We start from the raw sequence: 19,544 nt of genomic DNA on the forward strand, positions 1-19,544 counted from the left end.
CAGAAAGGACGAGTAATACCACTCGTCCTTTTGTTATTGGGTGAAAGCAAAGTCCGCGTACCTTTGCCCAGATTCCATCTCATCTGCTCGCTATGAAACTTTCTTCTCTATGGGCCCTGCTATTGCTTGGGCTACTGACCAGTTGCGATCTTTCGCTCTTTGAACCAACGGATTATCCGCCCAGCCCCACGAAGCTGAATGGACCTAAAGCCCGTACGCTGGCGAGTAAACCGATTGCCCTTAAGGAAATAGATACACTGTCGTTAACCGGGACCAGAGCCCTGATTATCACTCCGTATGCGTTGATGCTTTCCGACTCAGTGACGTATGCCCTTCGCCGTTTTCCTCAACCCGCTAGTCCGCCGCTGGAAGTTTTGTTCTCCGATGACGAAGGAAATATATGGGTCGTTGCTCAAGACGGTACGCTGGGGTATGGCGTACATCGGTACACCGGAGGAACCTGGGTCAAAGAAGGCAATTTCCCCGCAGATGTAAAGTTTCGTTTCAACGAAGTAGTGAAAGCTACCGCTCAGGAACACTGGTTTCAAACGACCAAAGGTTTAGTAATCTGGGATGTGAAGCAGCAGAAAGGCCGCCTCGTGGAAGATACCAATGATCGGCTTTTTACGCGAAACTTTTCCCTGAAATCCGATAATCAGCAATTACAGATTTACAGCAATACGAATCTGTCCCAGCCGGTGGCCGAGTACGAGTTTTCGCAGTTTCTCTACACGCGGAAAGGCATCAAAAATTCCTTGTTTGGCGTGTTTGAAGATGATACGCGTACACTCTGGCTGGTGGTGAAGGATGGCCGCTGGGATGGCGTACTAATGAAATTCAACGGGCAAACGTTGGAGAAATTAACGTTGGTTCCGGTGAGTGATTACGATTCCGGGCGATCCGTTTCTGATTTCGTGCAGGATGCCAAAGGGAATCTCTGGATGAACGTGGATGGGGTTCGGTACTACTACAGTACCTACGGGCAGTGGATTTATCCGCAGATGGAACAGTCCTTACGGATTTTCAACGATACGGAAGGAAATCTGGTGGGTATAAAACCGGGTAAGGTTTACCGACTGGAAATCTAAATCGGATAAAATTCCGCTACTCCTTGCGAAAACGGACCGCTGGTGAAGCGGTCCGTTTTTGTGTTTAACTAAAAAGGAATCAGATAACCCAGAGACAAAGTTGCGTGAAAATCACGGAGGGCATCCGACTTGTAAAAACCTTCCGAAAGATTGCCTAACAAATAGTGACCACGGGCTTCCAGGAAAATCTGTCCCTTCGGTAGGTTATGGGCTACGCCAATGCCGGCTACGCCCGAGAATTTAGTACGGTCGGCAAATTCCCAATCAGATAAGTCATTTTTGAACTTTGTTCCTGCCCGTTCAGAAGTTGTTTTCAGTAAATAACTTCCCATCACCCCGGCATTGACAAAAAACTGCGTCTGATTACCGAAGGAAAAACGAAATAATAAGGGAATGTCTATACTGGAAGACGTAAAAGTGTAATTATCGCCGAATTGTTTCGCTTTCAAGGCATTGTGGTTATAGAGAATTTCCGGTTGGAAAGAGACCACATTTCCCAAAGCGGCATTGAATACAATACCCGCGTGGTAGCCCGGAGCAAAATTCAGTTCGGCATCCGTATTTTCATTGAGCACCGTCGTATAATTACCCCCGGCTTTAATCCCGATGTAACTTCTGCCGCGGAAATCGCCCGTTGTGGCAAAACTGGTTTTCTCGGGTTTGGAGCGAGTAGGTTCCGTCCTGGTAGGAGTGGTAATGATCGAAGTCGTAGGCTTGGCATTGGCCCGGTCGTAAATTTCCTGCATTTCCTTCGTCACTGGTCGCGAAGAGGGGCTAGCGGGTTGGCTCTGAGCCAGCAGGGAGAAATTTACCATACTCAGACATCCGAGTAGAACAAATGATTTCATAACGTACTTTGATAAAGTTGAAAGAATGTACCGGCTACTTAGTCGGAAAAAGCAGGCGGGAGTAAACGCCCGCTTATCAATTTACGGCAAAGCCGCCCGAACGGTTTATGAAAGTTTTACTTTTGGGTACTGGCAACGTGAAACCAGTCGTACAATTCTAACTATACGCATAGCTATGGCAATTGTTTTAATTACCGGAGCGACGGGTGGCCTGGGCCGCAGCGTAACGCAGCAATTTCTTCAGGTGGGTCATACGGTGGTGGCTGCCGTACGTGATCCACAAAAGCTGCCCATGCAGGAAGGTTTACATCCGTATGCCCTGGATGTAGCTGATGAACAAGCCTGCCAGCGATTCGTTGAGGACGCCGTCTCGGAACACGGAGCCATTGATGTAGCAGTACTGTTAGTGGGCGGTTTTGCGATGGGAGCTCTGGCGGAGACGGATTACGCTGCTGTGGAAGCTCAGTTGAAAATTAACTTTCAGTCGGCGTATCAGGTCGCACGCCCCGTCTTTGAGCAGATGAGTCAGCAGCCCAACGGTGGCCGCATTGTCCTGATTGGGTCGCGTCCGGCTCTGGACCCTACGGCGGGACAGCACGTGGTGGCGTATGCTCTTTCGAAATCGCTGGTGAACAGTCTGGCTGATTTGATCAACGCCGCGGGCAAGAAGAAAAATGTGGTTGCGACGGTCGTAGCCCCCAGTACCATCGATACGCCCAGCAATCGGAAAGACATGCCCGATGCGGATTTTAAAACCTGGATCAATCCGGCTGAACTCGCGGAAATGATCGCCTTCGTGAGCCTGGGAGCGGGAAAGACCTTACGCGAACCGGTCCTAAAAGCGTACGGGCAGGCCTGAAATTGGGGTCAGACTCTGGCTGGAATGAGTTTTTTGGTAAGAATAGCAGCAATTACGCTTTAACCTTAAAATGAATACAGTCATGAACGAGACAACGCTTAAAGGAAACTGGAACGAACTGAAAGGCAAAATCAAACAAGCCTACGGAGACCTCACCGACGATGATCTGACTTACGAAGAAGGTAAAGAAGACGAACTGTGGGGCCGACTCCAGCAAAAAACGGGTAAGACCAAAGACGAGATCAACAAAAAAATTGCTGATCTGTAGTAAATACTTTTAGTTGAAAAGCCGGAGCCGGGAGGTTCCGGCTTTTTGTTTGTACGGAGAGAAGATCAATCAATAAACGTGTAAGTTCGTACCCGGTACGCCCAGTGAATCGCTGCAATACCGATAAATTGTTCTGGAAACGTTTAACGTAATGAATCGCTTGAAATCAGTCCTTCAAAAGTCCATTCTTATTTTCCTCGGGTGCAGTGTACTAACGGCCTGCAATGATGCTCCAAAATCTTCTAGTGAAGCAAAAGACAGTCCGGCAGCCACGCCGGTTTTGCACTATACCGTCGTCAAAACGCATCCGCACGATACGAATGCGTTTACTGAAGGTTTACAGATGTACGACGGGAAACTGTATGAAAGTACGGGCTCGCCGAAAGAATTGCCCCAGACGGAGTCCATCGTTGGCGAAGTGGATTTATCTTCAGGAAAAATACAAACCAAAGTTGAGCTGGACCGCGATCAATACTTCGGGGAAGGAATTGTCTTCTTAAAAGACAAGCTTTACCAGTTGACTTACCTTTCAAAAAAGGGTTTTGTCTACGATGCCCGGACTTTCAAGCAACTGGGGACGTTCACCTTTCCCAGTAAAGAAGGCTGGGGGCTGACCACCGATGGTACGTACCTGATCATGAGCGATGGTACGCAAAACCTGACCTATCTGGACCCTACTACTTTCACGGTTGTAAAAGTACTAACGGTAACCGATGAACAGGGTGCCGTGATTAATCTGAACGAGCTGGAATACGTCAAAGGCTATATTTATGCGAATGTGTACACGACTGCTACGGTTGTGAAAATCAATCCGCAAACGGGTCAGGTAATGGGTAAAATGGACTTAAGCTCCTTACAACAGGATGCAAGAACGAAGTACCCACAAGCTCTGGAGATGAACGGAATTGCTTTTGACTCTACCTCAGGAAACTGGTATGTGACGGGAAAACTCTGGTCAACTATTTACGAAATCAAGGTGACTCCTTAACCAAGGCCGTTCCTCTGGCAGAAAGCCGATGGTTGATATAGATCTTTTTTAGAAATGAGTATTTGCCTAATAAATCACTTTCAAAGGCTTATTTGCAAAAATTATCTTTTCCTACGTAGAAAAATTTCCGTACTCCCGCAAACTTCGGGCAATGCTCTATTTTTGTATCTATGAAACGTTTGCTTCCTCTGGGTACCGCTCTTCTGGTATCGCTTGCCTCGTACGCTCAAAAACCTTTTACGACGGGTAATCAACGCTGGGCCGACTCGGTCTTTGCTCGTCTCACCGTCGATGAAAAAATTGGCCAGCTCATGATGCCCCGGGCCAATTTTACCAATCAGCCTTACGATCAGGAAAAACTCAAAAGCTGGGTACGCGACTACAAAGTCGGCGGTTTCGTCTGGTTCGCCAATCAGCCCTACCGACAAACGTCGATGATCAACGACTTACAGGCCATTTCCACCGTACCCATGATGATGGGCGAGGATTTGGAATGGGGCCTAACCATGCGACTCGACAGTACCGTTCGCTACCCGTATGCACTCACGCTGGGGGCCATTCGAATGAACGACGACTGGTTTTACCGCATGGGCAAGCAAATTGGGGAGCAGTGTCGCCGGGCGGGGATTCACATCAATTACGCTCCCGTAGCGGACGTGAATAACAATCCCAAAAATCCCGTGATTGGTTTCCGCTCGTTTGGTGAAAACCGGGAGGAAGTCCTACGGAAATCGCAGGCCTATATGCGGGGAATGCAGGATGCGGGACTGATTACGACGGCCAAGCACTTTCCCGGTCACGGTGATACCGACGTTGATTCTCACGCGGACCTGCCCATCATTAATCATACACGGGCTCGGCTGGATTCGCTGGAACTGTATCCGTTCAAGCATTTGATTGAACGGGGCCTCAATGGGGTCATGATCGCTCACCTGAGTATTCCTGCCCTTGATCCTACGCCGAATCAGGCCTCGACGCTTTCCAAGCCCATCGTGACGGATTTGTTACGGAAAGAACTGGGTTTTGAAGGACTCATTTTTACCGATGCCATGGAAATGCAGGGCGTGGCCAAGCATTATCCGCCGGGTGTTGCGGGAGTAAAAGCCCTGTTAGCCGGGAATGATGTACTGGAGACGTTTACCGATGTGCCGGTGATGTTTCAGGCAATAAAAAAAGCCTTGCAGTCGGGTGAAATTTCTCAGGCCGATCTGGACGATAAAGTACGTCGGATTCTGCGGGCCAAGGCCTGGCTGGGACTGGACAAGTACCAACCGGCTCCGCTGGCCCGATTGAGCGAAGACTTGAACCAGCCCCGTGCGGAAGCTTTAGCCCGTAAGATGGCCGAAGGCAGCATCACGGTCCTGCGGAACGAAGCGGGTACCCTGCCCATCAAAGATTTGATGCATACCAAAGTGGCTGCCATCAGCGTCGGGACGCCCGCTCAGGGGCCCGCCAATCCAACGGCTTTTCAGTCCATGCTGATGAATTATCTGCCCGTCGATACCTTCCGCGTGGATGCGAAAACCCCGGAGGCTCAACTCACGGCAATCAAAGAAAAACTGGCCGGATACGATCTGGTACTGGTGTCGCTGCATAGTCCCTTTATGCGATCGGCGAACGCCTGGCCCGAGCCGAGCCTGAAACTCGCCCGGAACTTCACGGGTCTGTCCAATGCTGCGTACCTGTTCTTCGGTAATCCCTACATACTGAATCAATTGCCGGGAATCGAGCAAGCCAAAGCCCTGGTCGTTACGTATCAGGAAACGGCGGTGATGCAGGAACTGGCCGCTCAGCTGGTGGGCGGAGGGATCGGAGCCAACGGTCAGTTGCCCGTTACAGTGAATCCGAATTTCAAATTTGGCGATGGCTTACGGGTGCAGCCGATGGGACGTTTTCAGTACGCAATGCCCGAAATGGTGGGCATCGATTCCCGTATTCTGAATGCGAAACTCGATTCCATTGTCAATCAGGGGCTCATGGCCAAAGCCTACCCTGGAGCTTCGGTACTGGTCGCCAAAGATGGAGCAGTCATCTTCAAGAAAGTCTACGGAAAACCGACCTACGAAAGTTCACAACTGGTTCGGGAAGGCGATTTATACGATCTGGCTTCGGTCACGAAAGTCAGCACCTCGGTACTGGCTCTGATGCGGATGCAGGATGAAGGTAAGTTTCGTCCGGATATGACGCTGGGTGAGCTATTCCCCAGATGGAAAAATTCCAATAAAGCCAATCTGAAACTGATTGATATTCTAACCCATCAGGCGGGCCTGAAAGCCTGGATTCCGTTCTGGCAAACGGCTCTGGACTCTACCAGCGAAAGTGGCTGGAAACCGCGTACGTTCAGCACGGAGCAAAGCCGTCGCTACCCCATTGCGGTCGCTGACCACTTGTTTCTGCACCGTCGTTACCGCCGGGAATTGTTACGACAAATTGAAGAGTCGCCCGTTAAACCCAAGCAGGGCTACGTGTACAGCGATTTATCGTACTATCTCTATCCGCAAATTGTGGAGAAGCTGACGGGTGAAAAATGGGAAGACTACCTGAAAAATACGTTCTACCGGCCCATGGGTGCAACGACGCTCACGTACAATCCACGGGAACATTATCCGCTTGACCGCATCATCCCTACGGAGTATGATTCGCTGTTCCGGAAAGAACTCATTCAAGGTCGAGTGCACGATGAAGGAGCTACGTTGTTGGGAGGTATCTCGGGCCATGCCGGTTTATTCGGTACCGCCAATGACTTGGCTAAACTGTACCAGATGTACCTGAACGGTGGCGTGTACGGCAATCAGCGATTCATCAGCGAAAAAACCTTACACCAATGGACCTCGTATCCTTTCCCGGTGGAAGTAAACAGTCGTCGGGGCATTGGTTTCGATAAACCTGATCGCAAACGTCCCGGTTTATCCGGGCCTCCCTCGGCGAGTCCGGCAAGTTTTGGTCACTCGGGCTTCACGGGGACTTTCGTCTGGGTTGAACCGAAGGAAAAAATGCTCTACATCTTCCTTTCGAACCGCGTATATCCCACGCGGAATAATTCGAAGATTGGCCAACTGAATATCCGCACCCAATTTGGTGAGATGATTTACGAAGCCATCCGCCAGTCTGCAGTCGTAGGATTTTAAGCGTTTGAACAGTAGCTATAAAAAAGCCCCGAAGCAGTATGYCTCGGGCTTTTTTATAGTCATTTGAATCTTATTTCATGATGTTACTACTCAGTCGGTACAGTTCAATTTCGGAAGTTTTGGCCGTCAGCTGAGCCTGAATGAGTCGGATCTGAGCGGCGATAAAATTTCGCTGGGCTTCCCGTAATTCCAGGGGTGTGGCCACGCCAATCTTGTACCGCTCCAGAGCAATACTAACGTTCTGCTCGGCGGTCTTGACATTAAGGGCTTCCAGGTCGAGCAGATTCAGGTTGTTTCGGTAGTTCTGATACGTCTGTTGCAGGGCCGCTTCAATCTGGACTTTCACGTCGGCTTCCTGTAGATTCGTAATTTCTTCGGTAATCTTGGCTCCCTGAATGCGTCGCCGTTGATTCAGCCCGTCGAAAATGACGGCCGCGACCTGAACGCCCCCCGTGAAGTTCGCATTGTATCCGCTTCGTACCCCAAAGCCGGAACCGCCGTTGCGGAGCAGGTTATAGGTATAGCCGCCCACCACGTTGACCGTAGGCCAGAGTAAGGCTTTCTGATTCCGAACGTCCAGATTGGCAATCAGACTGTTGTTGCGGGCCAGCAGGAGCTGCGGGTTTTCCCGTAAGGTCTGATCCCGTAACGATTCGTACACCAGATCACGGTTCAACAACAAGGTGTCATTCGGCACAAAATCCACATTCAGCGAACGGGCTAATAGTTGATTAAGCTGCGTTTTCGTGTTAACGTAGGTCAGTTTCTGAGCAATCAGGGCCGCGGTATCGGCATTGAAATCGACCTGAGCGGTGAGGTACTCCACTTTAGAGCCTTGCCCGATGTCGTAACGATCTTTGGCCAGCCGCCGCCGTTCCCGCGAAATGGTCAGGGCATCTTCCAGCGAACGAGACTGTTGTTTTTGCTGAACGGCCGAATAATACGCGTTGGTAACCTGAGCAATCGTCCCTTCAATCGTCACCTGAGCCTGCGATTCACCCGCCCGAACGAGTTCTTCCAGCCGGGCCTTAGTAATCTGCATACTTCGCCCGTTGAAGATGGTCCAGGTTAACTGGACGTTGGCGGCCACGTTTCGGTTAAAGATTCCTTGTTGAACCAGGGGCGGTCGTACGGCGTCAAAAAACCGCTGATTGGAAAAGTTAAAAAGTCCATTCGGCTGTATTAGCCCCGTGATGAGGGGTAACATACCGGCCGCCGCCCGGGTATTGTCGTTTTCGGCCAATCGTACCTGATTCTTGGCGACTTTAATCGAATAGTTCTTTTCCAACGCCAGCGTGATGGCGTCTTCCAGCGATAAAGATTCGGGAGCCGTCTGAGCAAAAAGAGAAAAGCAAAACGTAAAACAGCTGGCAAAGAGGGCTATTTTTTTATACATGGGGGTTAAGAGATACGGGACCGTGTCAATACATCCTCCGTCCCGATTTTGGTCTAGTTTCTCACAAAAAACGACTACTTCCACGAAGTTAGCCGTCCGGGAAGCCGTAGTTCAGGAATCTGAGATAAATCAAGCAAAAGTGGCGACGAAGATTTAAGAGCTAAGCCCAAAGTATCCAAGAACTTACGTTAATCCAGAATGATGATAGGAGGGTAGGGGTGCTTCATTGCGTTACAATCCAATTTGGGTGGTGCTTTTTACCTCTTCCATGACGAAAGAACTGCTCATGTGCGAAACGCTGTGCAAGACACTCAGTTTGCTCTGGTAAAACGTGTTATACGCCTCCATATCGGAAACAATGACTTTCAGTAAATAGTCAAAGTTGCCCGATACAACACTGCATTCGAGTACCTCAGGGAGTTTTCGAATGGCCTCGTTAAATTCCTGGAAGCTTTCCTGTCGTTGTTTATCGAGCGTGATAAAACAGTACACCATCATCCCCCGGCCAATGCGTTTACGGTTGATGAGGGCTACGTATTTTTCAATAATCCCCTGATTCTCAAGTTTTTTGATTCGATCATGAACGGGCGTTATACTGAGGTGTACCCGCTCGGCCAGTTCACGTACCGTGAGCAGAGCATTTTCCTGCAAGAGATTGAGCAGTTGGCGATCAATAGTATCTAATTCCATACGTTTTTCGCGATTCGAGTGAAGATAAAGTCAGTCAGGGAAGAACGTATTTGCAAAGGAAAATTTGAAAGCTATGCATTATACACGGAAAAGATCAGATTCCGAAATTAGTGTGTGGCTTACTCCACCGCAAGCGGAGTGGAGCATCGGTTGAGTCGTACAGAAATTTTTTCGGTAGAAAGCTTCATTTGAGTATTATTTACAGTAAAATGAACTTTGAATAGACCTAATAATAAAACAAATTTCTTATTTATAGTATTAAGAACGAAAACTATTCTGAATAGCGATTTTTGTAAAAAGTTTCACGCCTGCCAGCCATTCCACTGACGCGTCCATTGTACAAGCAGCACTAACGACAAAAAACTATGATTATCGGGGTTCCCAAAGAAATTAAAAACAACGAAAACCGTGTGGCTTTAACGCCCGCGGGTGTGGCCGAATTCAAGAAAAGTGGTCACGACGTTTACGTACAGGCGACGGCTGGCTTAGGCAGTGGAATCACGGATGCCGAGTATGTGCACGCTGGAGCAACCATTTTGCCGACGATTGAGGATGTATACGAAATCGCGGAGATGATTGTAAAGGTAAAAGAACCCATTGCCTCCGAATACGCTCTCATTAAACCCAATCAGTTACTCTTCACGTATTTCCACTTCGCGTCTTCTCAGGAACTGACGCACGCCATGCTGGAAAGTGGTGCCATCTGTCTGGCTTACGAAACGGTTGAGAAAACGGATCGTAGCCTGCCCCTGTTGGTTCCTATGAGCGAAGTGGCCGGTCGGATGGCCGTACAGGAAGGTGCCAAGTATCTCGAAAAACCCATGGGTGGCCGGGGTATCCTGTTGGGCGGCGTGGCCGGAGTGAAACCCGCCAACGTACTCGTACTGGGTGGCGGTATCGTAGGAACGCAGTCGGCTAAAATGGCGGCGGGACTAGGAGCGAATGTAACCATTGTAGATATTAGCCTGCCGCGTTTACGTTACCTGGAAGACATCATGCCTGCGAACGTGGATACGGTTATCTCCAATGAATACAACATTCGTCAGTTGGTTCAAACGACGGATCTGATCATTGGTGGCGTACTGATTCCAGGTGCTAAGGCTCCTTCACTCATTACGCGGGATATGCTCAGCCTGATGCGTCCGGGTACGGTAATGGTGGACGTGGCCATCGATCAGGGGGGATGTTTCGAAACCTCACACGCAACGACGCACGAAGACCCAACTTTTGTCGTGGAAGGTATTGTACATTATTGCGTGGCAAACATGCCTGGTGCGGTACCGTACACCTCCACGCTGGCTCTTACCAACGCAACCTTGCCCTACGCGATTCAACTTGCGAATAAAGGCTGGAAGAAAGCCTGCCGCGAAAACGAAGAGCTGAAAAAAGGCTTGAACGTGGTACACGGCAAGACGGTATACAAAGGAGTAGCCGATGCCTGGGAATTGCCACTGACGCCCGTAGATGACGTACTGGGTAAAGTAATTGTTGCTTAGATCATTCAGTCAAGATATTCATCAAATCAGCAACTATAAAACCGCTAGCCGCCCGGATGTTTTCGGGCGGTTTTTTTATAGGCGGGTGATACTGAAACGTATATAAACAAAATTACCGGCCCGCAAAGCAGGCCGGTAATCATCGTTCAACCTTCAACCTATCTGTCTTTTCTTTTTTTTAATGCTTTTCGAGGACTAAACTTCGCTCCGCGACCCCCGTGGGGACTCTACCTTTGGGGTAGTTAAAACGAAGATCCGTCGAGTATATGTATGTCGAATTAAAACTTAATTCTTCTTACTAACTCAGTCATTTCTAAAGTATTAACCTAAAGTTATTTTCAAAAGTTCGACTTCGTAAAAAAAACTTTAGGTTTCTTCAAGTGCTCCGTTTTGATGAAATGATCATCGAAACGATGACACTTTTAATCATTTATGGCTTGTACGGGAGACTCAGTTATATAACGTATCTCCTAAAAAAATAGTTTACATAGACTAGATCAAAATTTCGTACCACGGATAAATCCATTACCAAATTTTGGTACCAATCAGACGATTTAATTCCAGACGGGCCAGTGCCTGCTGATATTGGTACTGAATTCGCTGGAATTCAGCCTCCTCCAGAGCGGTTTGTGCCGACTGGATTTCAAGCTGGGTAATGACTCCATTCTGGAAGCGAACATTCGCAAGTTGAAGGCCGTATTGAGCTTCCTGAAGCTGCGTTTCTGACAAACGTAGCTTCTCGGTCGTAGAACGTAATTCAGACTGAGCCTGTTCAAGTTGGGTACGAATTTGTACGGAAGCCGTTTCCGTTCCGTACTGGCTCAACTGAAGGTTTTTGCGGGCGATGTCTTCCTGAATCTGGTGACGACCACCCGCGTAAATGGGAGCCGACAGACGGAAACCTAACCCGCCATTAAAGCGAAACTCCTGGATTTCGGGCTGGAAACCGTTGCGGAAACCCGTCGATCCGTTGAACGAAAAAGTGGGTAATTTCGCTGCTTTCGCAATTTGAATGTCTTTCTCAGCGACTAACTCACGGGTTTTGGCCAAACGCAAATCCCAGTTGTTATTCACATTCGATGAATCCTGGGGCGTAACCAGCGAAGACCAGGAAAAGCCAGCCTCAGCGTTGACTGTAGACCGAACATCTTTACCCACCAGCGAGCTCAATAGGATGAACTGCCGATCGAGCTGCGTCTGCAGATCAACGATACGCGTCCGGACGTTTTTGTAGCGAACGTTCGTAGCGACCAGGTTGTAATCAATTTCATCCCCACTCTTGATGCGGTTTTCGATCACTTTAGCCGTCTCACCCACGAGTGATTCCTGGGCCCGTTGTACGGTAATGGCTTTCTGCAGGTACACAATGCTAAAGTAAACCTGAGCTACCTGATAGGCCAGCTGATGCGTGGCCAAATCAACGTTTTGCTGGGAAAGTAGGCTCTCGGTGCGGGCTTTGTCGATGTTAGCCGCATCTTTTCCCCAATCGTAGACGGTCTGACTCACCGAAACACCCACGTTGTAGTTATTCCGCGGAGCAAACTGAATCGCATTCGAACCCAGACCCGGAATTTCGAACGTTACGCGTTGCAAAGGCCAGATGTACTGATACGAAGCGTCGCCACTCACGGAAGGCTTACGAGCGGCTTCGGCCATCTGCGTACGGCTTTCGCTCAGGGAAAGGGCTTGCTGTTGCTGTTTTAACTGGGGGTAGTATTGAATGGATTGACGAATTAATCCGTTGAGCACCTCGTCGTTGGGCTGCTGCTGAGCAAAGGCCAGCGAACTCGTAAGCAACGCGAGGGCCAGTACTGATATGGATTTCATGTTGGGAGAATTGAATGAGTTTTAGTTTTCAGTTGCCAGTTTTCAGCGAATATTCTGAAAACTGACAACGGTAAACTGATAACACTTTAATGGGCTTCGGCCATGGCTGCTGCCGCTGCTGCAATTTCTTCGGGCGTCTTTTTCTTTTTCTGACGAAGAATGACCGTCAGGGGCAAGATGAGCACGAAGAAGAAACCGACAATCCGGAACGTATCCAGGTACGAAAGCAGATACGCCTGTTTATCGACGGCGGCTTCGAGCATCCGGTAGGCCCGCATACTGGCTCCGCCCATCGACTGCAAGCGTTCCGTCAGCAGCGGATTGCCGGGGTACAAATTCGCCATCAGATCCGAACGGTGCTGAGCGTACTGAATCGCCACAAAGTTGTTGGCGAGGGCTACACCAAAGGCACCGCCCAACTGCCGGATCATATTATTGATGGCAATGGCATTCGGGTATTCTTTCGGAGAAAGACCGGCTACGGCCTGGTTCGTCAGGGGGAGCTGTAACAGCGAAATGCCTAATACCCGTAGCATGTGTGCCGGGAAAAACTGCCATTGACTGGCGTCGGCGTTGAATGTACCCCCATAGAATCCAAAGGCAATCATCAGCAAAATACCCGAAATGATAAACGGCAGGGGAGAAGCTCCCGCCGACAGCCGCCGACCTACGATGGGCATCATGAATACGCCAATCAGCGTAGGCCAAAGCAGCGAAAGACCAGTCATTGTGGGCGTATAACCCATGATTCGCTGTACCATCACCGGGTAGACAAACATGGCCGTAAATAGACCAATCCCGGCGACGAAACTGAAAATAGTCGTAATTCCCAAGGTACCCCGTTTCATCACCCGCAGATCCACGACGGGGTGATCCGTGGTCAGTTCCCGCCAGATGAACCCAATCATACCGACGGCCGCGGTAATGGCCGTGTATACAATCAGTCGGGATTCAAACCAGTCCTCGGATTCGCCTTTTTCAAGCATGAATTGGAGCGAACCTACGCCCAGCATGAGCAAAAGGATACCCGCGTAGTCAATTTTGATATCCGCTTTATGCTGACCTTCTCCTTCCTTTTTATCAATGTAAAGGATCGTCAGAATAGAGGCCAGAATACCCACTGGAATGTTCACCAGGAAGATATTCGCCCAGTGGTAATCTTCCACGATGATCCCACCCAGTACAGGACCGAACGTAGGACCCAGGATGATACCCATGGCGAAAATACCCGAGGCAATCCCGCGTTGCTGTGGCGGAAAGGCATCGAAAATAATGGCTTGCGAGGTCGAAAGCAGGGCACCACCGCCTACCCCCTGAATGAACCGCCAGAATACCAGCTCCCATAAATCCGTCGACTGACCGCAGAAGTACGAAGCGATGGTAAAGAGAATGATGGAACCCAGGTAATAGGTTTTCCGGCCAAAGTACTCGGCCAGGAAGCTCGTCATCGGAATGATGATAACGTTGGCAATGGCATACGAAGTCACTACCCAGGCAATGTCCTCGATGGTTGCTCCCAGCGATCCGGCCATCTGGTTCAGAGCTACGTTGACAATGGTGGTGTCAATCAGCTCCATGATGGCAGCGGAAATGGCCGTAGCCACAATAATAGCCCGCTTAAATCCGGTTGGATAGGTTGCCATGTGTGTTTAGTTTGCAGTTGTTAGTTGTCGGTTTTTAGTTTCAGCGATCAACGGTATCGTCTCAGCTGATTCCTGCAAACCGACAACTGAAAACTATTTCGTTTTTACACTCACTTCTACGTTCATACCGGCCCGGAGGAGGTTGCGGTATTGGGGTAAGTTCTCAATCTCGATTTTCACCGGAATCTTTTGCGTTACTTTCACGAAGTTACCGGAGGCGTTATCGGGGGGCAGCAGGGAGAATTTGGCACCCGTCGCTTCACTGAAGGATACGATTTTACCTTTCATGGGTGTATTCGGGAAGGCATCCGCGGTCACTGTAGCTTCTGAACCAATGCGTAAGTTCTCTACCTGCGTTTCCTTGAAGTTGGCAACTACCCAAAGCGTGCTGTCCTGTACAATGGTCATCGTCGTCTGACCATTCTGAATGTACTGGCCAGGCTCTACGCTCTTGCGGCCAATCCGGCCCGATGAAGTAGCGTATACTTTAGAATAGGTCAGCTTTAGTTTCTGCTGATCAATACGCGTCTTTTGTACATCCAGAGACGCTTCCGCTTTGTGCAGAGCCGAACGCAGCACGTCCAGGCGGGAGCGGGAGGCCAGTACATCGGCCTGACCAGCTACGTATTGTTGTTCCAGTACTTCGGAGTTGTTGCGGCTGTCGTCCGACTGCTTCCGGGTGATGGCTTTATCGGCCAGCAAACGGGCATCGCGTTCGGCATCCGATTTGGCCTTATCGCGACGCAGGGCCGTTGCTTTCAGGTTCGACTCCTGAGCTTTGATGGTCAGTTCCGCGTTACGCAGACTGGCTTTAGCGTTTTCGACATCGGTTTGCATTTGCCGATACGTCGCTTCCATTTCAGCCAGTTGCAGCTGATATTCAGCGTCGTCGATTTCCATCAGCAACTGACCTTTTTCTACTTTGTCGTAGTCATTAACGGCCACCGTTTTCACGTATCCGGCAATACGGGGTAGTACCGGCACCATGTAACTTTCGATCTGGGCGTTGTCGGTTTCTTCGTGCGTTTGGGCGTGCTGGTAAGCGGAAAATCCGAACCATGCTCCCACACCTAGCACAACAAGCAGGATAATCCGGGGTAACATTTTACGGAATGAAGATTGTTCTGGCGTAGCCATGATTCAATTATTTATTAGTGGTGATCAAATGGGATGCAGACCCGTGTCGTTTGGAGTTAGTCAACTACATTGACGATGCAAATGTAACCTTAGTTGACTAAAAAAGTCAAGTTAGTTGACTATTATTTTTTTATAACTATTTTTGCATCGAGTTAGTCAACTACGCGTTACTATAACTCGAGTTCTTTTAAAAATGTTCAAGGGGTTATTGAGTTAAGTTGCTGTATATTAGGAATTTAATATTGAGTGGCTAACTGTTTTATGAACTGAAGCAATAAAAACAAATTGAAATGTATGATTGAGATGTTGTACTTTTTTAATTTGTATTAAATTTACGTTAAAATGGAAAAGGGAGGGGAGAAGAACACTTCGACTTCTTTCTTGGACGACGAGAATGATGGATAAGGAACTAAGAAAAAAGCTTGAAGCGTTTAAAGTTCAGCGAAACCGGATTATGGGCCGACTCCTGAGCCGGGCCTTTCGGATTGTAGTAGACGTATCAAGTCAGAAACTGGCAGAAGCAGGTTACGAGTCGTATCGGCTCAGTCATCTGGTGCTGATGGTACATATTCAGGTGGATGGCTCTACGATTAATGAACTGGCGGCGAGTTTGGGCATTACCAAGCAGGCCGTGAGCAAAATCGTGAAGGAACTGCAGGAGCAGGGGTACGTGGAAACCGAGAAACATCCCGATGATGCCCGCTCGGTACTCGTGAAGATTACCAATAAAGGGGCTCGGTTTACCCTGGAATGGCAGTACTGTACGAAAGTCGTAGATCAGAAATTTGAAGAAATCCTCGGTACGGAACGCCTCGAACAACTCAAGGACATTCTGCTGGATCTGGCGGATTATCACGAAAATAAACTCAAAGAAGAACTGACGGAAGCCTCGGAAGGCCGGCGTACTCAGTGGCTGGATATGTTACAGCAGAAAACGGCTAACTATCCGCTGCAATCCACGAAGAAGAAATAACCCTCAAGCTTTGTCGAATACGAAAGCGGCTCCTCCTTCGAAGAGCCGCTTTTTTTATGAAGTACGGATCAGGAAACGGTCAGTACGGCAATGCTCGTACCGCCAATGTGCCGAAGGTTTCGGAACACTGGATTCCCGGACTGATAATAGTCGTTGAGAGCCCGCCGAACGCCTTCCCAGTTGGTATAGTCGTGCCAGAGAATGGTGCCGCCCTTGCGAACCAGCCGCAGAGCGTTTTCTGTATCACTCAGCACGTATTCGTAAGCGTGTGAGCCATCAATGAAAACCAGATCCATCTGATGATGGTAGGGGGAATAGTCGTACGTAGCGGAGTCGCCGAAGACCTGAGTAATCTTGGATGCTAACGGATGCCCTTTGAAGCGTTCGCCGGATTCGGCTTTCTTCACGTACATCTCCTCCGTTTTTTCAATCTGCATCTGCGTCTGGCTCAGTTCCGAAGGCGGTAAATCCAGCGTCACGATTTGGGCGTCCGCCGGACTATTCAGGGCCATATTTAACGTCGTTCTTCCCTGAAAGGTACCGATTTCGAAAATCCGTCGGGGCTGTAACTGATTAACTAACTGACTGATCACCTTTACCTCAAATTCGGTCACGTGACCGAAACCGCATTCGTTCACGCCTTCCAGTAGAAGATTTTTGTCCAGGTGAGCCAGTTCCAGAATATCTGTTTTCGGCAGTTTGTAAGGGTCTTCGGGCAGGTCTGAGCTGGGAGCGGGTGGACTGTACAGAGCATACAACTCGCCGAGTCGATGGCGTTCCTGGGTGTCAAAAGGGCTAAGGGCAGCCGTGCGGGCGATGCGTTTAAATACTCCCAGATACAAAGTAAACAAAGCTGTATTCATGAATTTCAAAGTAGAGGTCTTGGATTCTTACTAAAACTGAAAATCAATGAAAGCTGGCGGTTGTACTACGATTAGTTCCTTATAGATTGATCAGGTGTCTAAAATACGGAAAGGATTTAATCACACAAATGCTGATTCTAAAACAATGAAACACAAGGCATAAAAAAAGCCGGTACATGTGTACCGGCCGATGTTAGGATTCGAAAAAATCACCGTGGAAGTTGACCAGAAATACCTCCAAACTGGCCCGGGTCATAGCGGTATATAGCCATCGCACAAATTCCTGATTGACCTGTTCAAGGGTCAGATAGCCCTGATCAATGAAAACCGCACTCCATTGCCCACCCTGCGATTTATGACAGGTGAGGGCATACGCGAATTTCACCTGCAAGGCATTTAAATACGGATCTTTCCGGATTTCCTGCATACGCTCGCGTTTAGAGGCGATGTGTTCGTAATCCGCCGCGACGCCGTCGTACAGAGCTTTACTTTCTTCGCGGGTTAGCGAGGGCGAAGCACTGTCGAGGGTATTGAGCGTAATTTTTGCGTCGAAGGGCGGCTGATCGGGATAGTCCGAAAGTTGTAACAAGCAGTTGGCAAAGCGAATGCCGTACTGTTCTTCGTACCCACGAATTTTCAGCACTTCCACAAAATCGCCGTTCGCCAGAAAGCCCGCGGGCGAATCCTCATCGAGTGCCGTATAGTTATTGCGGACGACCATCAGACGGTCGCCCGTCGAGATTTCGTCTTCCTGGTATTTGATGCGAGTCCGAATGTAACGATTGTAGCTACGGCCGTTTTGTTCGAACGGGTAATGACAATGGTGTTTTCCTCGCCGTATTTGCGGTAGGCGTAATTGATGCCGTCTTCGAGTTTTTCACCCGTCATGCGGAAGCAATCGCGGAATCCCCGGGTACTGAGTCGAATCTCCGGAATTTTGTCCCAGAGAATTTCGCGTAACCGCGTGGCATTCGCCAGGATGCCCGAATCGTTGTCCTGCCGCATGACGTCGGTCATTTCGACTTCCATGACGTCCATGTGAAAATTGTCCCGTAAGTACTTGGCATCCAGAGCCGGACTGTCGTCTTTGCCAACGGGCGGCAACTGGGCCAGATCCCCCACGAACAGCAGTTTATTGGGTCCGCCTTCCTCGTTCCCAAAGGCGTATTCGATCAGGTCGGTAAGCAGGCCATTCATTCCACCGAAATCGGCTTCATCGGGAATCATGGAAGCTTCATCCACGATGAAAACCGTATTGGTATGGTAGTTATTCTGGCGTCGAAATTCCAGGGCTCCAGTAAACTTATTGGCAACCTGACGATAGATTTTCTTGTGAATCGTCATGGCTTTTTTCCGGGAGTAGGTCGCCATCACTTTGGCCGCTCGTCCGGTTGGAGCCAGCAGGACCGTGCGGAAACCCAGTTTGGGCAGACTTTTGACCAGCGTACTAATGAGCGTAGTTTTCCCGGTACCGGCGTATCCTTTCAGCAAAAAAGTCTGAGCATCATCATTGGAAAGAAATTTCTCCATGTGATTGAATAGCTCCAGCTGACCTTTCGTAGGCTGAAAGGGAAATTTCTGTCGTAACAGAAACGCGGGGGTGGGCGTATCGGATGTATTCACAATAAAATAACGGGTAGTGAACGAGCCGCGTAGAGTCGTTCAACGATGCGTCTCCTGAGTACCAACGCCTCACCTTGGGGCTGACGTATGGTTTTTCAGAAACAAAAAATTACTACGTAAAGATCGTCATTTTCGGGCAAATACTGAAGTTCCGTTACTGTAATCCGTAACCACCTGGTCGTAACAAATCCGATAGCTGCGTATACTTTCGAAAGACGGAATGCACCTGAGCATCGGGGAGGGCCTGAAGTTCTTTCCAGGAAAGCCAGGCGGCTTCTTCCATGATCTGCTGCTGAAATTCGGGGTCGTGGCCCAACTGCAACTGACCGGATTCAATAAACACCCGGAAAAAGACTTCCAGCGTATGTAAAGGGGAGCGAATGAACTCATTGACGTACAAAAGCTCGCCCACGCGAACCTGAAGCTGCGTTTCTTCGTTGAATTCCCGTACCAGAGCCTGAGGGATGGATTCGCCAAACTCCAGACTACCGCCCGGTGGAGCCCAGAAAGGGCCATCTTCAAAGAGGGCTTTATGGCGAATGAGTAAGATTCGGTCGTCCTCCACGGCAATGCCACAGACCCGTACTCGTACGTACCCTCCAAATTTCTCTAAAACTTCGGTACTCATCGTAAGATCGTCTTTTCGGGCAATATATACGTTTACTAGGTACAAAAGCGACAACACCTAGATTTTAGGGGGTACCCTGGTAAGCCCGA

The 19,544-nt window shown here is 49.3% G+C and carries 15 protein-coding genes and 1 pseudogene; 7 read left to right on the top strand and 9 right to left on the bottom strand.

Annotated features, from left to right (window positions below):
* Positions 1-92: 92 nt before the first annotated feature.
* Positions 93-1,088, top strand: a complete 996-nt coding sequence (locus tag BWI97_RS03775) for a hypothetical protein (RefSeq protein WP_102200090.1) — start codon at positions 93-95, stop codon at positions 1,086-1,088.
* A gap of 68 nt (positions 1,089-1,156) precedes the next feature.
* Here BWI97_RS03775 and BWI97_RS03780 read toward each other — a convergent pair whose 3' ends face one another.
* Positions 1,157-1,936 carry a porin family protein gene (locus BWI97_RS03780; protein WP_102200091.1) on the bottom strand — a complete coding sequence of 260 codons (780 nt, stop codon included), beginning with the start codon at positions 1,934-1,936 and terminating at the stop codon, positions 1,157-1,159.
* A gap of 175 nt (positions 1,937-2,111) precedes the next feature.
* Between BWI97_RS03780 and BWI97_RS03785 the strand changes: the two genes are divergently transcribed.
* The 4 genes from BWI97_RS03785 (at position 2,112) to BWI97_RS03800 (ending at position 7,179) form a co-directional block, all read left to right on the top strand.
* Positions 2,112-2,795: an SDR family oxidoreductase gene (locus tag BWI97_RS03785; RefSeq protein WP_158242676.1), complete on the top strand. Its 684-nt coding sequence runs from the start codon at positions 2,112-2,114 to the stop codon at positions 2,793-2,795.
* Between the two features lie 82 nt (positions 2,796-2,877).
* Entirely contained in the window at positions 2,878-3,063 is a 186-nt protein-coding gene (locus BWI97_RS03790) for a CsbD family protein (protein WP_102200093.1), read from the top strand.
* A 151-nt stretch (positions 3,064-3,214) separates the two neighbouring features.
* Positions 3,215-4,051: a glutaminyl-peptide cyclotransferase gene (locus BWI97_RS03795; RefSeq protein ID WP_102200094.1), complete on the top strand. Its 837-nt coding sequence runs from the start codon at positions 3,215-3,217 to the stop codon at positions 4,049-4,051.
* A gap of 170 nt (positions 4,052-4,221) precedes the next feature.
* Entirely contained in the window at positions 4,222-7,179 is a 2,958-nt protein-coding gene (locus tag BWI97_RS03800) for a glycoside hydrolase family 3 N-terminal domain-containing protein (protein WP_102200095.1), read from the top strand.
* 70 nt (positions 7,180-7,249) lie between these two features.
* Here the strand turns inward: BWI97_RS03800 and BWI97_RS03805 are convergent, their stop codons facing one another.
* The gene (locus BWI97_RS03805) at positions 7,250-8,575 is read right to left on the bottom strand and encodes a TolC family protein (RefSeq protein WP_094813578.1); all 1,326 of its coding nucleotides are present in this window, start codon (positions 8,573-8,575) and stop codon (positions 7,250-7,252) included.
* Between the two features lie 231 nt (positions 8,576-8,806).
* Positions 8,807-9,265 (bottom strand): Lrp/AsnC family transcriptional regulator, encoded by a 459-nt coding sequence (locus BWI97_RS03810; RefSeq protein WP_094813580.1) that lies wholly within the window; start codon positions 9,263-9,265, stop codon positions 8,807-8,809.
* A gap of 365 nt (positions 9,266-9,630) precedes the next feature.
* On the opposite strand from BWI97_RS03810, the gene ald reads away from it, so the two are divergent.
* Positions 9,631-10,761, top strand: coding sequence for an alanine dehydrogenase (gene ald, locus BWI97_RS03815; protein WP_094813582.1), 1,131 nt, complete (start codon positions 9,631-9,633; stop codon positions 10,759-10,761).
* A 525-nt stretch (positions 10,762-11,286) separates the two neighbouring features.
* Here ald and BWI97_RS03820 read toward each other — a convergent pair.
* The 3 genes from BWI97_RS03820 to BWI97_RS03830 form a co-directional block, all read right to left on the bottom strand.
* On the bottom strand, positions 11,287-12,588 hold the full coding sequence (locus BWI97_RS03820) for a TolC family protein (protein WP_102200096.1): 1,302 nt from the start codon (positions 12,586-12,588) through the stop codon (positions 11,287-11,289).
* 86 nt (positions 12,589-12,674) lie between these two features.
* Entirely contained in the window at positions 12,675-14,231 is a 1,557-nt protein-coding gene (locus tag BWI97_RS03825) for a DHA2 family efflux MFS transporter permease subunit (protein ID WP_102200097.1), read from the bottom strand.
* Positions 14,232-14,324: 93 nt separating this feature from the next.
* Complete coding sequence (locus tag BWI97_RS03830) at positions 14,325-15,368, bottom strand: HlyD family secretion protein (protein ID WP_094813588.1); 1,044 nt, start codon at positions 15,366-15,368, stop codon at positions 14,325-14,327.
* Between the two features lie 454 nt (positions 15,369-15,822).
* Here BWI97_RS03830 and BWI97_RS03835 point away from each other — a divergent pair, with 454 nt between their 5' ends.
* A complete protein-coding gene (locus tag BWI97_RS03835; RefSeq protein WP_158242677.1) occupies positions 15,823-16,341 on the top strand; it encodes a MarR family winged helix-turn-helix transcriptional regulator in 519 nt (172 codons plus the stop codon).
* 68 nt (positions 16,342-16,409) lie between these two features.
* Here the strand turns inward: BWI97_RS03835 and BWI97_RS03840 are convergent, their stop codons facing one another.
* From BWI97_RS03840 to BWI97_RS03850, 3 genes and pseudogenes are all read right to left on the bottom strand, one after another.
* Positions 16,410-17,204, bottom strand: coding sequence for an O-methyltransferase (locus tag BWI97_RS03840; protein WP_102200098.1), 795 nt, complete (start codon positions 17,202-17,204; stop codon positions 16,410-16,412).
* A gap of 193 nt (positions 17,205-17,397) precedes the next feature.
* Positions 17,398-18,827 (bottom strand): annotated as a pseudogene (locus tag BWI97_RS03845) (ATP-dependent RecD-like DNA helicase).
* A gap of 154 nt (positions 18,828-18,981) precedes the next feature.
* On the bottom strand, positions 18,982-19,455 hold the full coding sequence (locus BWI97_RS03850; RefSeq protein ID WP_102200099.1) for an NUDIX hydrolase: 474 nt from the start codon (positions 19,453-19,455) through the stop codon (positions 18,982-18,984).
* Positions 19,456-19,544: the final 89 nt, after the last annotated feature.

It is taken from the genome of Siphonobacter sp. BAB-5405 (genome assembly GCF_002872335.1).
In the GTDB taxonomy this organism is placed as follows: domain Bacteria; phylum Bacteroidota; class Bacteroidia; order Cytophagales; family Spirosomataceae; genus Siphonobacter.